Below are 15,554 nucleotides of genomic sequence, written 5' to 3'. Positions count from 1 at the left end.
CCCGTACCCTGGACGGGTGGATTCGATCGGACAGGTAGCGCCCCCCACCCGGCCGGCTGGAGCGCGTAGTTACGAGGTCCGCACCTTCGGCTGCCAGATGAACGTACACGATTCCGAACGCTTGTCCGGCCTGCTCGAGGATGCGGGCTACACCCGGGCCGCGCCCGGTGCCACGGCCGACCTGGTGGTGTTCAACACCTGCGCGGTACGCGAGAACGCCGACAACAAGCTGTACGGCACACTGGGGCATCTCGCGCCGGTGAAGGAAGCACGCCCGGGTATGCAGATCGCGGTCGGTGGCTGCCTGGCGCAGAAGGACCGCGATACGGTGCTGCGCAAGGCGCCCTGGGTGGACGTGGTGTTCGGCACCCACAACATCGGTTCGCTGCCGGTGCTGCTCGAGCGTGCCCGCCACAACGAAGAAGCCCAGATGGAGATCCTGGACTCGCTCGAAGCGTTCCCCTCCACACTGCCCGCGCGCCGCGAATCGGCCTATGCGGGCTGGGTCTCGATCTCGGTCGGCTGCAACAACACCTGCACGTTCTGCATCGTTCCCGCGCTACGCGGCAAGGAAGTGGACCGCCGGCCCGGCGATGTACTCGCCGAGGTACAGGCACTGGTGGATCAGGGCGTACTGGAAGTGACACTGCTGGGGCAGAACGTCAACGCCTACGGCGCCTCGTTCGCCGACCCGGAGCAGCCGCGCGATCGCGGGGCCTTCGCGAAACTGCTGCGTGCGTGCGGTGGGATCGAGGGGCTGGAGCGGGTGCGGTTCACCTCCCCGCATCCGGCCGAGTTCACCGATGACGTGATCGAGGCGATGGCCGAGACCCCGAACGTCTGCCCGCAGCTGCACATGCCGTTGCAGTCGGGATCCGACCGGGTGTTGCGCGCCATGCGCCGTTCGTACCGCCAGGCCCGCTACCTGGGCATCATCGAGAAAGTGCGGGCGGCCATGCCGCATGCGGCGATCACCACCGATATCATCGTCGGCTTCCCGGGAGAGACCGAGGAGGATTTCCAGCAGACCCTCGAGGTGGTCCGGCAGGCCCGTTTCACCAGTGCCTTCACCTTCCAGTACTCCCCGCGGCCCGGCACACCGGCCGCGGAAATGGCCGACCAGGTGCCCAAACAGGTGGTCCAGGAACGCTACGACCGGCTGATCGCGTTGCAGGAGCAGATCTGCCTGGAGTCCAATCAGGAGCTGGTGGGCAGCGAGGTCGAACTGCTGGTGGCCGCGGGTGCCGGGAAGAAGAACGCGGCGACCGCCCGGATGAGCGGGCGGGCCCGGGACGGCCGGCTGGTGCATTTCCGGCCCGACGGTGCCGCCGAACCGATCCGCCCGGGGGATCTGGTGACCGTCGAGGTGACCGGTGCGGCGCCGCATCATCTGGTCGCGGATGCCGGTGTTCGCGCCCATCGCCGGACGCGGGCCGGTGATGCCCATGAGGCCGGTACCACCCCGAAGACCGCACCGATCGGCGTCGGGCTCGGCCTGCCGCGCATCGGGGCGCCCGCGCCGGAACCGGTGGCCGCGGGGTGTTCCACCGGATGCGGGACATGACCGGGCCGCGGGATTCCGGCGATCGGGGCGAACCGGCCCGGGGCGAGGGCGTGGGCCGCGGCCCGGCGGACCGGGAACGATCCGCCGAAGAAGCCGCGGGCGCGGGAGCACCGAAAGCCGGTGACGGCCCGGCAGCGGGTGAGAACGGATCAGGCGACGGAAACGAGGAAACAGTGAACCCGGCCCAGACCACCGAACGATTCGAGGAGTTCCGCGCCGATCTGGATGCGGTCGAGCGCCGGATCGCGGGAGAGATCGACCCCGGTATGCGTGCCATGGTGGTGGCGGGTGCGGTGTTCGTGCTGTTGTTCTCGCTGGTGCTGCCGCATGCCGGTAATGCCCGGGGTTTCGACGTGCTGCTCGGCTCGGAGGTGGCCACCCTCGAGCACATCGGACTGCCCTCACGGATCTTCGTGTGGTTCGTGCTGGTGTTCGGGATCGGGTTCTCGCTCCTGGCGCTGATGACCCGGCGCTGGGTGCTGGCCTGGATCGCGCTCGCCGGTTCGGCGATCGCCAGCGCGTTCGGGGTGTTCTCGATCTGGCACCGGCAGACGCCGGGCTTGAACAACTACGTGGGCGCCGGACCGGGGTTCGGCCTGATCCTGGGCACGCTCGCGATCATGGTTCTCACCTTCCACTGGGTGAAGGTGGTGTGGAGCCGCACCGCCCTGCAGTTGGCGGCGGAGGAGCAGCGGCGCATCGCCGCGGCCGCCGAAGAGGAACGCCAGCGGCGCCGGCGGCTCGGCGAGGACTGATCCGGAGGGCCGCGGTCACGAGCCGCGGCCATCCGGTCGGTAGGAACGTCAGAGGTTGCTGACCGCGCCTTCGGCCGCCTCGGCCCATTCCCGCCACTGCCGGGCCTGTTCGAGAGCTTTTTCCGCCTCGCGGGTCTTGCCGGCGGCGGTGGCCTTGGCGGCCTGCTCCTCGAACTGGGCGACCCGTTCGCGGAACTGGGCCGCCCGGGCCAGAGCCTCCGGGTCGGTACGCCGCCATTGCGCGTCCGCGGCTTGACGGACACGCTTCTCGAGCGCCCGCAATCTGCCCTCGAGTTCGTGCATCCGCTCCCGGGGAACCTTCCCGACGGCATCCCAGCGTTCCTGGAGATCGCGCAGGGCGGCGCGGGCGCCCTCCAGATCCTTGTCCGGGTCGATATGCGGCTCGTAGCTGCTCAGCAGCTCCTCCTTGGCGGCGGCGTTGTCCGCGAACTCGGCGTCTCGTTCGGAAGCCGCCGCGTTGCGGGCGGCGAAGAACACGTCCTGGGCGCTCTTGAACCGCCGCCACAGGGCTTCGTCCGCCTCCCGGGGCGCCCGGCCCGCGTTCTTCCATTCCAGCAGGAGCTCCCGGAAGATCGCGGCCGTTGCCGCCCAGTCCGTGGAGCCGGACAGCTCCTCGGCGCGGGCGCACAGTTCCTCCTTGCGGACCTTGGCGGCCGCGCGTTCCCGGTCGAGCTCGGCGAAATGGGCGCCGCGGCGCCGGTTGAACGCCTCGCGGGCCTTCGAATAACGGCGCCACAGCGCGTCGTCGACCTTGCGGTCGACACCGCGGATGGTTTTCCACTCGTCGAGGATCTCGCGTAGCCGGTCGCCGGCGGCCTTCCACTGGGTGGATTCGGCGGCGATCTGCTCGGCCTCGGCGGCGAGCGCCTCCTTGCGCTCGGTGTGTTCGTGCCGGGTGCGCTCCTTCTCCTCCTTGGCCTGTGCGGCGGCCTCGTCGGAATGCTCGGCGATGGCGCGCAAGCGGACGGCCAGTCCTTCGATATCGCCGATCACCGCGGCCGTGGGCAGCGTCTCGGCGAGGGCGAGCGCGGCGGCCTTGGTTTTACGGGCATCGGTCCCGGCGGCCAGCCTGGCCTCGAGCAGAGCGACCTCGGTGGCGAGGTCGTCGAACCGGCGCCCGAAATGGGCCAGTCCCTCGGCGGCGTCTCCCGCCTGCCAGGATCCGACCACCCGTTCCCCCTCGGCGGTCTTCACCCAGGCGGTACCGTCCTCGTCCACCCGGCCCCACGCACTGGGGTCGGTGGTGGTGGGCACCACCACCGGATGCGGATGTTCTGCCGCCGGCGCGGCCGGTTTCATGGCGGCGGGGGTCGGATGGGCCTGCCCCGGTTTGCGACGGTGACCGGGTTTGGGAGCGGCGGACGGGCGACCGGGCGTGCCGGGGCCGGGTTTGGCTGTTCCGTTGCTGTGGGTCATTGCTCCTCGTCCCTGCCGCGCGTCACGGCTGCCTGGTTTACGCGCTGCACATTCTGGCTATGCTCTGCTCATTCTGGCCACGCCCGCGCATTCTGGCTACGGCCACTCATCCGACCGTGCTGCTCGGTGCGCGTTTCGGCCCGGCCGCGATCCGGTCGGCCACCGTCGTGGTGGCGGGTAGCCGGACCTGCGGTTCCGGACCTCTCGCGACCCTGTCCGGATACTTCGCACCCTAGCAATTGCCACCCGGTTTCCGGGAGAGACACTCGTGCTCACGCGCCAGGCACCGGGCATCCCGGTCCGGATCGCACGGGCTACGGTGGACGCTGTGTTCTGTCTCGCGGCTCTGATACCCTCGCCGCCCATTCTGGTTCCCGAACTGTGTGGGGGAGCGGCCCCGGCGGCTCCGGGTGCCCGGACGGAGGGCCCGGACACCGATATCCGGTCGGCCGTGCTCGGAGTGGGGGCGGCGCTGGCGGAGGTCGCCGCGCACTGGACGGTTCTCGCAGTGGCGCCGACCGCGGGCTGCTACGGCCCCGAGACCGTCGGGACCTTCCGCGGGTTCGGCGTCGATGTTCCGGTCTCGCTGGGCGGTACGGCCACGCCGGACACACCCGATCCCGATCTGCCGTTGCCCGTGCTGGTCGCCGGCTGGTTGCGGGGGGCGGTGGCCCCGCACGCCTCGGTCCGGGTACGGATACTCGCCGCAGGCGATCCCGCGCCCCGGTGCGCGGAGATCGGTGCGGGATTGCGTGCCGAACTCGACGCCGCGGACGGGCCCCGGGGGGTGCTGGTCGTGGCCGACGGCGCCGCGACCCTGTCGACGGCGGCACCCGGGTATTTCGACGAACGAGCCGAAGCGGTGCAGAACCGCCTCGATCGGGCATTGGGTACGGGTGACGGGTCCGCCTTGCTGGATCTCGAGCCCGGGCTGTGCGCCGACCTGATGGTGACCGGCCGCGCCGCCTACCAAGCCCTGGCCGGCCTGTTCGCCGGTGATGCCGAGCCGCCCGAGGTGACCGAGCGATACCGGGGCGCGCCGTTCGGCGTCGGTTATTTCGCCGGGCTGTGGCGACCCCGGGCCGTGAACCGGTGAGCGGTCCGCGTCGCCCGGTGGCGGTGATCGGACCCACCGCCACCGGAAAATCGGATCTGGCGCTCGAGCTGGCCGAACGGCTCGACGGCGAAATCGTGAACATCGACGCCATGCAGCTGTACCGGGGCATGGATATCGGGACCGCGAAGCTGTCCTTCGATCAGCGTCGCGGTATTCCCCACCATCAGCTCGACGTCCTCGAGGTCACCGAGACGGCGACGGTCGCCGCCTACCAGGCCGCCGCGTCCACCGATATCGAGGCGATCATGGCGCGCGGGCGTACCCCGGTCGTCGTGGGCGGGTCGATGATGTACGTGCAGGCGCTGCTGGACGAATGGGCGTTCCCGGCGACCGACCCCGCGGTACGGGCCAAATGGGAGGCACTGCTGGCCGCGGAGGGGGTCGGTGCCGTGCACGAAGCGTTGCGCCGTGCGGATCCCGCCGCGGCGGCGACGATTCTGCCCACCGACGGGCGGCGGATGGTGCGTGCGCTGGAGGTCGTAGAACTCACCGGCCGGCCGTTCGCCGCATCGGCGCCGGTGATCGGGGACCCGCGCTGGGGAACCCGGATTCTCGGGGTGGACCGCGATACCACCGAACTCGATCAGCGCATCGCCCGGCGTACGGCGGGGATGTTCGGCAGCGGGCTGGTCGAGGAAGTGTGTGAACTGGCCGAGCGCGGCCTGCGGGAAGGGCAGACCGCGCGCCGGGCGATCGGTTATGCCCAGGTATTGGCCCACCTGGACGGCGAGTACGACCTGACCGAGGCCCAGGAGCGCACCTTCATCGGTACCCGGCGGTATGTGCGGCGCCAGCGCTCCTGGTTCCGGCGCGACCGCCGGGTGCGCTGGATCGACGGCGCGGACCCGGCCGCCGCCGAGACCGCGCTGGCGCTCCTGGCAGACTCGGCCGGGTCCGCAGCGCACCCAGCGAAGGAGCCGACCAGCCCGTGACCCGGCAGATCCACAGCCGTAACGCCGCCGTCCAGGTATGGACGGCCTACCTCGACAATCGCACCAAACGGCATCGGGACGGCCGCTTCCTGGTGCACGGGGTCCGCCCGATCACGCAGGCGGTCGACCACGGGTGGCCACTCGAAACATTGCTGTACCGGCTGGGCGATCCGGCGCTCTCGTCGTGGGCGCGGCAGATCCTGGAAACGAGCGCCGTACCGGCCGTCGGGCTGGCGCCGGCGTTGATGGCCGACCTCGGTGAGAAGGCCGGTGACCCGCCCGAACTGGTGGCCGTCGCGAAACACGCGCCGACCGATCTGGCCACCTACAGCGCCGGAGAACCGGGCGAAGCACCGGTGATCGTGGTTTTCGACCGGCCCAATTCGCCGGGTAATCTCGGCACTCTCATCCGCTCCGCCGACGCCTTCGGCGCGTCGGCGGTGGTGGTGACCGGGCACGGAGCCGATCAGTACGACCCGCGTTGTGTTCGCGCCTCCACCGGTTCGCTCTTCGCGGTGCCGGTGCTGCGGGCGGCCGGCCCGGCCGAGGTGCTGCGGTTGCGGGACCGGCAGGTCCGGCGCGGGGTCCCCACCCGGGTCGTGGGTACCGACGAGCGCGGTAGCCGCGCGATCTTCGACCACGATCTGCGCGATGCCACGATTCTGGTCGTGGGTAACGAGACCAGTGGTATGAGCGCCGCCTGGTCCGCCGCCTGCGACGACATCGTCACCATTCCGATGGGTGGCACCGCCAGCTCTCTGGGGGCTCCCTCGGCCGCGGCGGTGGCACTGTACGAAATATCCCGGCAGCGCCGGACGTTTGCCGGATGAGATCCCCGGACGCCCGTGGACCGATCACGAGAGGACGAACCCATTACCGGTATCGGGACAGCCGTCGAATTCACCAAGGGCCACGGCACCCAGAACGATTTCGTGGTGCTGCCCGACCCCGAGGTGCGGCTCGAACTCACCACTGACCGGGTGGCCGCGCTGTGCGACCGGCACCGTGGGCTGGGCGCCGACGGTGTGCTGCGCGTCGCGCGGGCCGGGCGGTTGCTGGCGGCCGGGGTGCTCGGCAGTCTGCCCGAGGGCGTAGGGTCCGACGACTGGTTCATGGACTACCGCAATGCGGACGGTTCGGTGGCCGAGATGTGCGGTAACGGTGTCCGCGTATTCGCCCATTACCTGGTGGCGCGGGGATTGGCCGAGACCCGGCGGTTCGTGGTGGGTAGCCGGGCCGGCGCCCGTCCGGTCGTCGTGCACGGCGCCGGCGAGATGCGCGGCGAGGTGACCGTGGACATGGGCCGGGTCCGCGTACTGGGCGAGTCGACGGCCACCCTCGCCGGCATGGAGTATCCGGGCCTCGGGATCGATGTCGGCAACCCGCACCTGGCCTGCGTGGCCGGCGGCCTGTCGGCCGAGGCGCTGGGCGAACTCGACCTGTCGGCACCCCCGGGATACGACCCCGGCCTGTTCCCGCGCGGGGTGAACGTCGAAATCCTCACGCGGCTCGACGCGGACGGCGCGGTCGATATGCGGGTGTACGAGCGCGGTGTGGGGGAGACCCGCTCCTGCGGTACCGGCACGGTCGCCGCCGCGGCCGCGGCGCTGGCCGCGACCGGTTTCGACCTCGCGGCCGGGACGGGGGAGGTGACCGTGCGAGTGCCCGGTGGGCAGGTCCGGGTGGGGATGAGTGCGGGGGCGGCCCAGCTGCGGGGACCTTCCGAACTGGTCGCCACCGGGCGGTTGACCGCGGACTGGTGGAACGCCCGATAACAGTTCACGCCGTAAATTCACATGCGCCGACCAGCGCATCGGTGGCAGCATGGATGGTGTATGAGAAAAGCTGACATTTCCGGGACCCCGAACGGGTCCCCTGAATCGTTCGACGCCGAACCGGCCGCTACGGATACGGTCTTCGCCGCCGACGATATCGATATGAGCGTCGAGGACAGTGAGACGCCCGCCGGAGGCCGCGGTGGCTGGTCGGCCGACCCCACCACCGGTGAACTCCAGTTGGAAGACCGCAGCGCGTTGCGTCGTATCGCGGGCCTGTCCACCGAGCTCACCGATATCACCGAGGTCGAGTACCGCCAGTTGCGCCTCGAACGCGTGGTGCTGGTGGGTGTGTGGACCGAGGGCAGTGTGGCGCGCGCGGAGGCGAGTATGGCCGAACTGGCCCTGCTGGCCGAAACCGCGGGCTCCGAGGTTCTCGAGGCGTTGATCCAGCGCCGTGACCGCCCCGACCCGGCGACCTATATCGGTTCCGGTAAGGCCGAGGAGTTGCGTGCGGTGGTACTGGCCACCGGCGCGGATACCGTGATCTGTGACGGTGAGCTCACTCCGGCGCAGCTGACCGCGCTGGAGAAGGTGGTGAAGGTCAAGGTGGTCGACCGGACCGCGCTGATCCTGGACATCTTCGCCCAGCACGCCACCTCCCGCGAGGGCAAGGCGCAGGTCGCTCTCGCGCAGATGGAGTACATGCTGCCCCGGCTGCGTGGCTGGGGTGAGTCGATGTCGCGGCAGGCGGGTGGTCGCGCCGGTAGCAACGGTGGTGTGGGTCTGCGCGGCCCCGGTGAGACCAAGATCGAGACGGACCGGCGCCGTATCCGGGAACGGATGGCGAAACTCCGGCGGGAGATCCGCGAGATGAAAACCGCCCGCGACACCAAACGCGCGCGGCGCACCTCCAGCGGAGTGCCGTCCGTGGCGATCGTGGGATACACCAATGCCGGTAAGTCCAGTCTGATGAACGTCCTCACCGGCTCGGGGGTACTGGTCCAGGACGCCTTGTTCGCCACCCTGGACCCCACCACCCGCCGCGCGCAGCTGGAGGACGGACGCGAGGTGGTCTTCACCGATACCGTCGGTTTCGTCCGGCATCTGCCCACCCAGCTCGTCGAGGCCTTCCGTTCCACTCTGGAAGAGGTCACCGGGGCCGATCTGCTGCTGCACGTGGTCGACGGTTCCGACGCGCTGCCCACCGAGCAGATCAAGGCGGTCCGTGAGGTGATCACCGATGTGGTCCGGGAATCGGGCCACCCGGCGCCGCCGGAACTGCTGGTGGTCAACAAGATCGACAATATCGATCCGGTGGAGTTGACGCGATTGCGCGCCCTGTTGCCCGATGCCGAATTCGTCTCCGCGCACAAGGATCTGGGTATCGAGCGGTTGCGCGGCAGACTGGGCGAAGTGCTCGGCGGGCTGGATGTCGAGGTGAGTGTCCTGCTGCCCTACACCCGGGGCGACCTGCTGGCCAGGATCCATGCCGACGGCAGGATCACCCGTTCCGAGCACACCGAGAGCGGAACCCGGGTGCAGGCGCGCGTGCCCCGCTCGCTCGCGGCGGTGCTGTCCGAATACGCCCACGCGGGGGCCGTGGAAGCGTAACGAGTACCCGCTTCGCCGGGCCACACCCCTGGCCGCGGCGAAAATGTGGAACATCGCATATCCGGGTGGTGATCTTTCCCGAGGTCGATTCACAATCGGCATCAATCGACTTCAGGAGGGATCCATGTCATATATGGGCAGCCGCCCCACCGTCGGCGACGAACGGATACGCGATACGCGGGCCGGTTCGGGGCTGAGCGATGGCGCTCCGCTGTCGGTCGATCTCAGCGAGTGGGATCTGCGCATCCTCGAAGCGGCGCTCTCCCCGGTGCGCGTGTGGACCGGCCCCGCGTTCTTCGGTTTGGAGAACATTCCCGCCACCGGGCCCGTGCTACTGGTCGCCAATCACAACCTGCTGGGGCTCATCGATGCGCCGCTGCTGCTACCGGAGATACTGCGCACCCGCGGCCGATTGATCCGCGGCCTGGCCGAGGATCTCCTCATCCGCACGCCCGGTGTGCGGCACCTGCTGCACTACTACGGGTCGGTTCGCGGCACCCGGGACAATTGCCGCACCTTGCTCGAGCGGGGCGAAGCGGTGATCGTCTTCCCGGGCGGAGGGCGCGAAGCGATCCGCCGCAAGGGTGAGAAGTACGCTCTGCGCTGGGAGGGTCGCACCGGATTCGCCCGGATGGCGATCGAATGCGGGGCGCCGATCGTGCCGGTAGCCATGATCGGTATCGACGATGCCTACGATATCGTCGCCGACAAGGACGACCGGATACTGCGGCCGCTACGCTTCCTGGTCGAGGCACTGGGGATCCATCCCGAACTCACCCCGCCGCTGGTCCGCGGTATCGGCCCCACCCCCGTTCCGCGTCCGGAGCGGTTCTATTTCTCCGCCGGCTCGCCGATCGAGCCGGAGCCGTGGCGTGAGGTGACCGACCTGGACGAGGCAGCCGGGCAACTCGCCGCGATGGTGCGCAAAGCGGTGCGTGAGGAGCTGACATTCCTGTTCGGTGAACGAGACCGCGACCGCGGCCGGACCTTCGGCGGACGGCTGCGGGAATTGCTGCCGGTCTGAGCCGTTCCGCTTTCCCGCGCCCGCGCCGGTGAATGGCAGGGGCGGTCCGGAGTCCGGTGATCGAACGGGGGCACCAGCTGATTTCGAGAGTGAAGTAAACAACGATTCGCACTCCGGGTACGGTAGGACACAGCGACGGGGCCGGTGCGGTCCCGTCACGGTGTTCACTAGGAGGTTGGTGTGGAGCGCACACTGTTCGAGCCCGAGCACGAGCTGTTCCGGGAGTCGTACCGCAAGTTTCTCGAAATGCATGTGGCGCCGTTCCACGACCAGTGGGCGGAGCAGGGTGTCGTCGACCGTGCCGTGTGGCTCGAGGCCGGTAAACAAGGCTTCCTGGGAATGGCGGTGCCGGAGGAATACGGTGGCGGCGGGGTGCGGGATTTCCGCTACAACGCCATCATCACCGAGGAATCGGTGCGCGGACAGTACTCCGGACTCGGATTCAGCCTGCACAACGATGTCATCGCCCCCTACCTGCTGGAGCTCGCCAACGAGGAGCAGAAGCAGCGCTGGTTGCCGAAGTTCTGTTCCGGCGAGCTGATCACCGCGATCGCCATGACCGAACCCGGCACCGGTTCGGACCTGCAGGGCATCAAGACCCGCGCGGTCCGCGACGGTGACGACTGGGTACTCAACGGGGCCAAGACCTTCATCACCAACGGCATCAACTCCGATATCGTCATCGTGGTCGCCCAGACCGACCCGGACGCGGGCGCCCTGGGTTTCAGCCTGCTCGTGGTGGAACGCGGGATGCCCGGTTTCGAACGGGGCCGCAACCTGGACAAGCTCGGGCTGAAGGCGCAGGACACCGCCGAGCTCAGCTTCACCGATGTGCGAGTGCCCGCCGCCAACCTGCTCGGCGAGGAGGGCAAGGGTTTCATCCACCTGATGCAGAACCTGCCCCAGGAGCGGTTGTCCATCGCGGTTATGGCCGCCGCCGCGATGGAAAGCTGCCTGGATCACACCTGCCAGTACGTACGGGACCGCAAAGCGTTCGGTAAGCCGATCGGCGCCCTGCAGAACACCCGGTTCGTGCTGGCCGAACTCGCCACCAAGACCACCGCGGTGCGGGTGCTGGTCGACCGCTGCATCTCCGAACTGAACGCCGGCACCCTGACCGCCGAGGACGCGGCCATGGCCAAATGGTGGAGCACCGAGGAGCAGGTCGATCTGATCGACCGCTGCCTGCAGCTGCACGGCGGCTACGGCTATATGCGCGAATACCCGATCGCCCAGGCCTATCTGGACGCCCGGGTGCAGACCATCTACGGCGGTACCACCGAGATCATGAAGGAGATCATCGGCCGGTCGCTGAAACTGTCCTGATCACCGGGATTCCAGGGTCCCGGGCGGGGACTTCGTCTCGTCTGTGTCCCGGTCCGGGGCGTTGATCGGAAAGTGGGAATACCTGTACCCCTCGGGGTGCAGGTATTTTTCATTCCTCACTGTTCGATTCCACCGGCGCGAGAGCGTGGGCCGCGGCCCGGCTTCGATAGACGCCGAGTGTCTGCGCGACGGCCTCGGTGACCGGGGGTTCTTCGGTGAGCGCGATCCAGGTCCAGGAGTCGTGTTCGGTGAGCCGGATCGGCCCGGGAGCGGCGCATTCGACGGCGAAGTTGAATTGGCGGCTGTGTTTTCCACTACCGGAGCGATAGTCGAAGCTGTCGAGGTAGCGGCCGATGCGGGTGACCCGCAGTCCGGTTTCTTCCGCGACCTCGCGGGCGAGGGCCTGGTAGAGGTTTTCGCCGGGTTCGGCTTTGCCGCTGGGTAATTCCCAGATACCACCCATGAAGTCGTCGCCGGGGCGGTGGAGGAGCAGGATGCGGCCGTTGTGTTCGACCACCGCGCCGACGACGAGTTGTTGTACGCCGTCGCGTTCGGCTTCGGTGACGAGGTCCTCGGCGGGGGTCGGCATGCCGTTCATCTTTTCAAGTGCTCGGCGGAGCCGGGGCGGAACCTCAGTTGTTCGCCCGCCGGGCGGCGCGGTGTGCCAGGCCCCGGAGGCCGGGCAACTGCAGGGCGCGCAGCATCAGGTCGCCGGCCAGGACATGGGCCCGGCTGGGCGGGGCGAAACGGCTCATACCTTTGCGGGCCAGTGCCTGCCGTTTGGTCACCTCGGCGCGCAGCGAGCTCTCCCATTCGGTCAGCGCCGCCGGGATATCGCCGGGACGTGCGGCGAGCGCGCGGCCCAGCCGGTCCGCGCCGTCGAGCGCGAGCGCCGCGCCGTAGCCCGCGAAAACGGTGACGCACCAGGCGGCGTCGCCGAGCAGTACCACCCGCCCGCGGCTCCACCGGTCCAGTACGACCTGGCTCACCGAATCGAAGTACGCGATGGTGGGGTCGGCCGCGAGCTCGTCGAGCGCGTCGGAGACGCCGCCGCCGAGATCGCCGAAGGCGGCGGCGAGCGCCGGGCCGGGGCCCAGGGCCAGTTCGGCCGCCGGGTCGGGGCAACGGTAGGTGAAGAACGCCGAGGACCGTCGCGGTCCCAGGTTCATCACCGCCGCGGTACGTCCGGGGCCGATGAAGGTGGTACCGGCTCCTTCCGCTACCTGTCCGGGCCTCCGGGTCAGTGGGAAGGCGCCGACCATATGCCGCAGGTCGACCAGGCACTCGTCGGTGCCTTCGAAGGCGAGCGCGCGGATTCCGGAGCGCACCCCGTCGGCGCCGACGAGGAGATCGGCCCGCACGCCGCTCCCGTCGCTCAGTTCCACGTCGACCGCGCCGGGATGCTGGGTGAGGCTTCGTACGGTGGTGCCGAACCGGATGGTCACCGCGGGTGCCACCGCGTCGTACAGCACCGATTCCAGGTCGCCGCGGAAGAGCGTCAGAATTCTGGTGCCGAGGGCGGCCGTGGCCGTATCGCCGGGCACGGTGAACTTCTCCCGGCCGTCCGCGTGCACCAGGATCGAGGTGAAGGATCCGATATCGCGCGGGGCCAGCGCTGGGAGCAGGCCGAGCCGCTCGGCGGCGTCGTAGCCCGGACCGTGCAGATTGACCAGGTAGCCGCTGCTGCGACGGGCCGGGGAGCGCTCGACCACGACCACTTCCCAGCCGTGCTGATGAAGTCGCAGGGCCGCGGCCAGGCCGGCGATACCGGCTCCCACCACGACCGCTCGCTGGACCGGTGTCTTGTCCGGGCCGCTGGTTTCTCGGCTCGCCGCCATGGTCGCTCCTGGATCTGTCGGTCTGCGCCGAACGCATTCCGCGCCTCGGCCTGTATCGTCAACTAATAGTTGACGATACAGGCCGTCGTCAACCTCGGGTTGACGATCGGTGATCGCGGTGAGTCCAGTCGCGGTAGTCCTGTGCTCTCACGGGCAGAGGCGTCCGTTCCGTCCCGCTCCAGAGCGCAGGCGAAGAACCTCGGAAGTCCCCGAAGAAAGGCCGGGTGTCTCAGGAGGGGGCTGTTCCCGCCGGACGGCCGGGACCGGTGATCAGGGGAAGACCCAGGGTCGTCCGGATACCGGGAGCCGCCGCGACCACCGCGGGCACGGCATTGACCACCCGCATGGCGGTGGCCACCAGGCCGGCGTGGTTGTGGTCGCCGTTGTCACTGGAAAGACAGAGGTCCATCGCATAGTGCGGTTCGCCGGTGATCTCCACTCGGTACGAGCCGCCTTCCTGGGCCGGTTGCGGCCATGTGGGAGCCAGATCGGCGCGCAGCCGGGTGATGTGCTCGAGCACGGTGACCGGGCTGTCGCCCACCATCCCGCGCACCTCGAACCGCACCCCGGCCGTGGTGCCCGCGGCGATCCTGCCCGCGGCGATCTCGAAATCCTCCGGCGCGGGAATCCGCTCGTGCGTTTCGGTGACAGCGTCCAGTTCCACGCCGATACCGGCCGCCAGCTGGCGCACCACACTGCCCCAGGCCAGTGAGAGCACCCCGGGCTGCAGGAGCACGGGTGTCTCGTCCAGCGGTTTACCGAAGCCCATGATGTCGAACATCACGGCCGTGTTGTCGTAGGTCGCGTAGTCGAGGATCTCCATACAGCGGATGCGATCGACCCGCCGACAGGTGCCGGCGAGGGTCAACGGCAGCAGATCGTTGGCGAAACCGGGATCGATACCGTTGACGAACAGCGACGCGCCACCCGCGGCCGCGGCCTCTTCGATGGGGGTGAGCATATCCTCCGGTAGTACTCCCCAGGGATACTGCAGGAAAACCGGAGCGCTGGCCACCACATTGATCCCGGCGCTCAGTATCGTGCGCAGATCCGCCAGAGCCTCGACGAGCCGGTTGTCGGTCATCGCGGTGTACACCACGCAATCGGGCTTCGCGGCGAGCAGCGCCGCCGTATCGGTGGTGGCGGTGACCCCGGTGCGCATATCCGAACCCGCGAGCTCACCGGCGTCCCGGCCCGCCTTCGCGCTACTGGACACCCGCACGCCGATCAGTTCCAGACGCGGGTCGGCGATGATTCCCGCCAGGGCGTGGGTGCCGACATTGCCGGTACCCCAGTGCACTACGCGATAGGTCACGGGTCTCTCCTCACAGGTCCGGAATCGGTATTTCGAGGTTCGGGGCGATCAGGCCACCGTCGACCTCGATCACCTTGCCGGTCAGATAGCCGCCGGCCGGTGCGGCCAGGAAGAGCGCGGTCGTCGCGATATCCGCCGGGTCGCCGATGCGGCGCAGCGGGGTGGCTTTCTCTACGGCGCCGCGCAGATTCTCGTCGGCGGCGACGATCTCGAGCGCCGAGGTGGCGATGGAGCCGGGGGCGATGGCGTTCACCCGGATCCGGGGGCACAGATCCGCCGCGGCGAGCCGGGTGTAGTGCGCGAGCGCGGCCTTGGCGGTGCCGTATGCGGCGAAGGCCCGGCCCGGCAGGCGGCCTACCGCGGAGGTGATATTGATGATCGATCCCGTGCCGGCGGTGTCCAGGACGATCGGTACCGCGGCTCGGACCAGGGCATGCGCGGTGGCGACATTGAAACCGAAGGCCTGGGTCAGCGCCTCCGGAGTGGTGTCGAGGAGGGGCCGGGGCATGGCGCCGCCGACATTGTTCACCACGATATCGAGCCGGCCGAATTCGTTCGCCGCCGCTGTCGCCAGCGCGGCGCAGGCCTCGGGATCGGCCAGATCGGCCACCACGATATGTGCCCGGCGGCCCAGCTCCCGCACCTGGCCGGCGATATCGTTCAGATCGGATTCGGTTCGGGCGGCGATCAGTACATCCGCACCGGCCTCGGCGAAACCGAGGGCGATGGCGGCGCCGAGCCCCCGGCCCGCGCCGGTCACGATGGCGACCCGGTCGTCTAGTCGGAACCGGTCCAGAATCATGGCGTCTCCTGCGCTCGACTACACTGGATGACGACTATTCGACGTTTTATCGACG

At 69.2% G+C, this 15,554-nt stretch carries 15 protein-coding genes; 10 read left to right on the top strand and 5 right to left on the bottom strand.

Annotated elements, in window-relative coordinates; all coding sequences use genetic code 11:
* Window positions 1–16: 16 nt before the first annotated feature.
* Both miaB and ACYR7D_RS26055 read left to right on the top strand, forming a co-directional pair.
* A complete protein-coding gene (gene miaB / locus ACYR7D_RS26060; RefSeq protein ID WP_459547149.1) occupies window positions 17–1,564 on the top strand; it encodes a tRNA (N6-isopentenyl adenosine(37)-C2)-methylthiotransferase MiaB in 1,548 nt (515 codons plus the stop codon).
* Window positions 1,552–2,319 (top strand): Rv2732c family membrane protein, encoded by a 768-nt coding sequence (locus ACYR7D_RS26055; protein WP_459547148.1) that lies wholly within the window; start codon window positions 1,552–1,554, stop codon window positions 2,317–2,319. The genes miaB and ACYR7D_RS26055 overlap by 13 nt, the downstream gene beginning before the upstream one ends.
* 48 nt (window positions 2,320–2,367) lie before the next feature.
* Here ACYR7D_RS26055 and ACYR7D_RS26050 read toward each other — a convergent pair whose 3' ends face one another.
* Window positions 2,368–3,756 carry a DUF349 domain-containing protein gene (locus ACYR7D_RS26050; protein WP_459547147.1) on the bottom strand — a complete coding sequence of 463 codons (1,389 nt, stop codon included), beginning with the start codon at window positions 3,754–3,756 and terminating at the stop codon, window positions 2,368–2,370.
* Between the two features lie 59 nt (window positions 3,757–3,815).
* On the opposite strand from ACYR7D_RS26050, the gene ACYR7D_RS26045 reads away from it, so the two are divergent.
* The 8 genes from ACYR7D_RS26045 (at window position 3,816) to ACYR7D_RS26010 (ending at window position 11,544) form a co-directional block, all read left to right on the top strand.
* The gene (locus ACYR7D_RS26045) at window positions 3,816–3,992 is read left to right on the top strand and encodes a hypothetical protein (RefSeq protein WP_459547146.1); all 177 of its coding nucleotides are present in this window, start codon (window positions 3,816–3,818) and stop codon (window positions 3,990–3,992) included.
* Between the two features lie 32 nt (window positions 3,993–4,024).
* Window positions 4,025–4,852, top strand: a complete 828-nt coding sequence (locus tag ACYR7D_RS26040) for a class III extradiol ring-cleavage dioxygenase family protein (RefSeq protein ID WP_459547145.1) — start codon at window positions 4,025–4,027, stop codon at window positions 4,850–4,852.
* Window positions 4,849–5,805, top strand: coding sequence for a tRNA (adenosine(37)-N6)-dimethylallyltransferase MiaA (gene miaA / locus ACYR7D_RS26035; protein ID WP_459547144.1), 957 nt, complete (start codon window positions 4,849–4,851; stop codon window positions 5,803–5,805). Before ACYR7D_RS26040 ends, miaA begins: the two co-directional genes overlap by 4 nt.
* Window positions 5,802–6,635, top strand: coding sequence for a TrmH family RNA methyltransferase (locus ACYR7D_RS26030; RefSeq protein WP_459547143.1), 834 nt, complete (start codon window positions 5,802–5,804; stop codon window positions 6,633–6,635). The genes miaA and ACYR7D_RS26030 overlap by 4 nt, the downstream gene beginning before the upstream one ends.
* Before the next feature lie 42 nt (window positions 6,636–6,677).
* Window positions 6,678–7,580 (top strand): diaminopimelate epimerase, encoded by a 903-nt coding sequence (dapF, locus tag ACYR7D_RS26025; protein ID WP_459550295.1) that lies wholly within the window; start codon window positions 6,678–6,680, stop codon window positions 7,578–7,580.
* A 162-nt stretch (window positions 7,581–7,742) separates the two neighbouring features.
* Complete coding sequence (hflX, locus tag ACYR7D_RS26020) at window positions 7,743–9,194, top strand: GTPase HflX (RefSeq protein WP_459550294.1); 1,452 nt, start codon at window positions 7,743–7,745, stop codon at window positions 9,192–9,194.
* 124 nt (window positions 9,195–9,318) lie between these two features.
* On the top strand, window positions 9,319–10,218 hold the full coding sequence (locus ACYR7D_RS26015; protein ID WP_459547142.1) for a lysophospholipid acyltransferase family protein: 900 nt from the start codon (window positions 9,319–9,321) through the stop codon (window positions 10,216–10,218).
* A gap of 180 nt (window positions 10,219–10,398) precedes the next feature.
* On the top strand, window positions 10,399–11,544 hold the full coding sequence (locus ACYR7D_RS26010; protein ID WP_459547141.1) for an acyl-CoA dehydrogenase family protein: 1,146 nt from the start codon (window positions 10,399–10,401) through the stop codon (window positions 11,542–11,544).
* 109 nt (window positions 11,545–11,653) lie between these two features.
* Here ACYR7D_RS26010 and ACYR7D_RS26005 read toward each other — a convergent pair whose 3' ends face one another.
* The 4 genes from ACYR7D_RS26005 to ACYR7D_RS25990 all read right to left on the bottom strand — a co-directional run bounded on the left by ACYR7D_RS26005 (window position 11,654) and on the right by ACYR7D_RS25990 (window position 15,499).
* Window positions 11,654–12,133 carry an NUDIX hydrolase gene (locus ACYR7D_RS26005; RefSeq protein ID WP_459547140.1) on the bottom strand — a complete coding sequence of 160 codons (480 nt, stop codon included), beginning with the start codon at window positions 12,131–12,133 and terminating at the stop codon, window positions 11,654–11,656.
* A 43-nt stretch (window positions 12,134–12,176) separates the two neighbouring features.
* Window positions 12,177–13,382, bottom strand: a complete 1,206-nt coding sequence (locus tag ACYR7D_RS26000; protein WP_459547139.1) for an FAD-dependent oxidoreductase — start codon at window positions 13,380–13,382, stop codon at window positions 12,177–12,179.
* Window positions 13,383–13,611: 229 nt separating this feature from the next.
* On the bottom strand, window positions 13,612–14,697 hold the full coding sequence (locus tag ACYR7D_RS25995; protein ID WP_459547138.1) for an NAD(P)H-dependent amine dehydrogenase family protein: 1,086 nt from the start codon (window positions 14,695–14,697) through the stop codon (window positions 13,612–13,614).
* Window positions 14,698–14,707: 10 nt separating this feature from the next.
* Window positions 14,708–15,499 (bottom strand): SDR family oxidoreductase, encoded by a 792-nt coding sequence (locus ACYR7D_RS25990; RefSeq protein WP_459547137.1) that lies wholly within the window; start codon window positions 15,497–15,499, stop codon window positions 14,708–14,710.
* Window positions 15,500–15,554: the final 55 nt, after the last annotated feature.

This window comes from Nocardia sp. X0981 (assembly GCF_977089955.1).
This window is presented reverse-complemented; position numbering and strand designations above follow the sequence as displayed.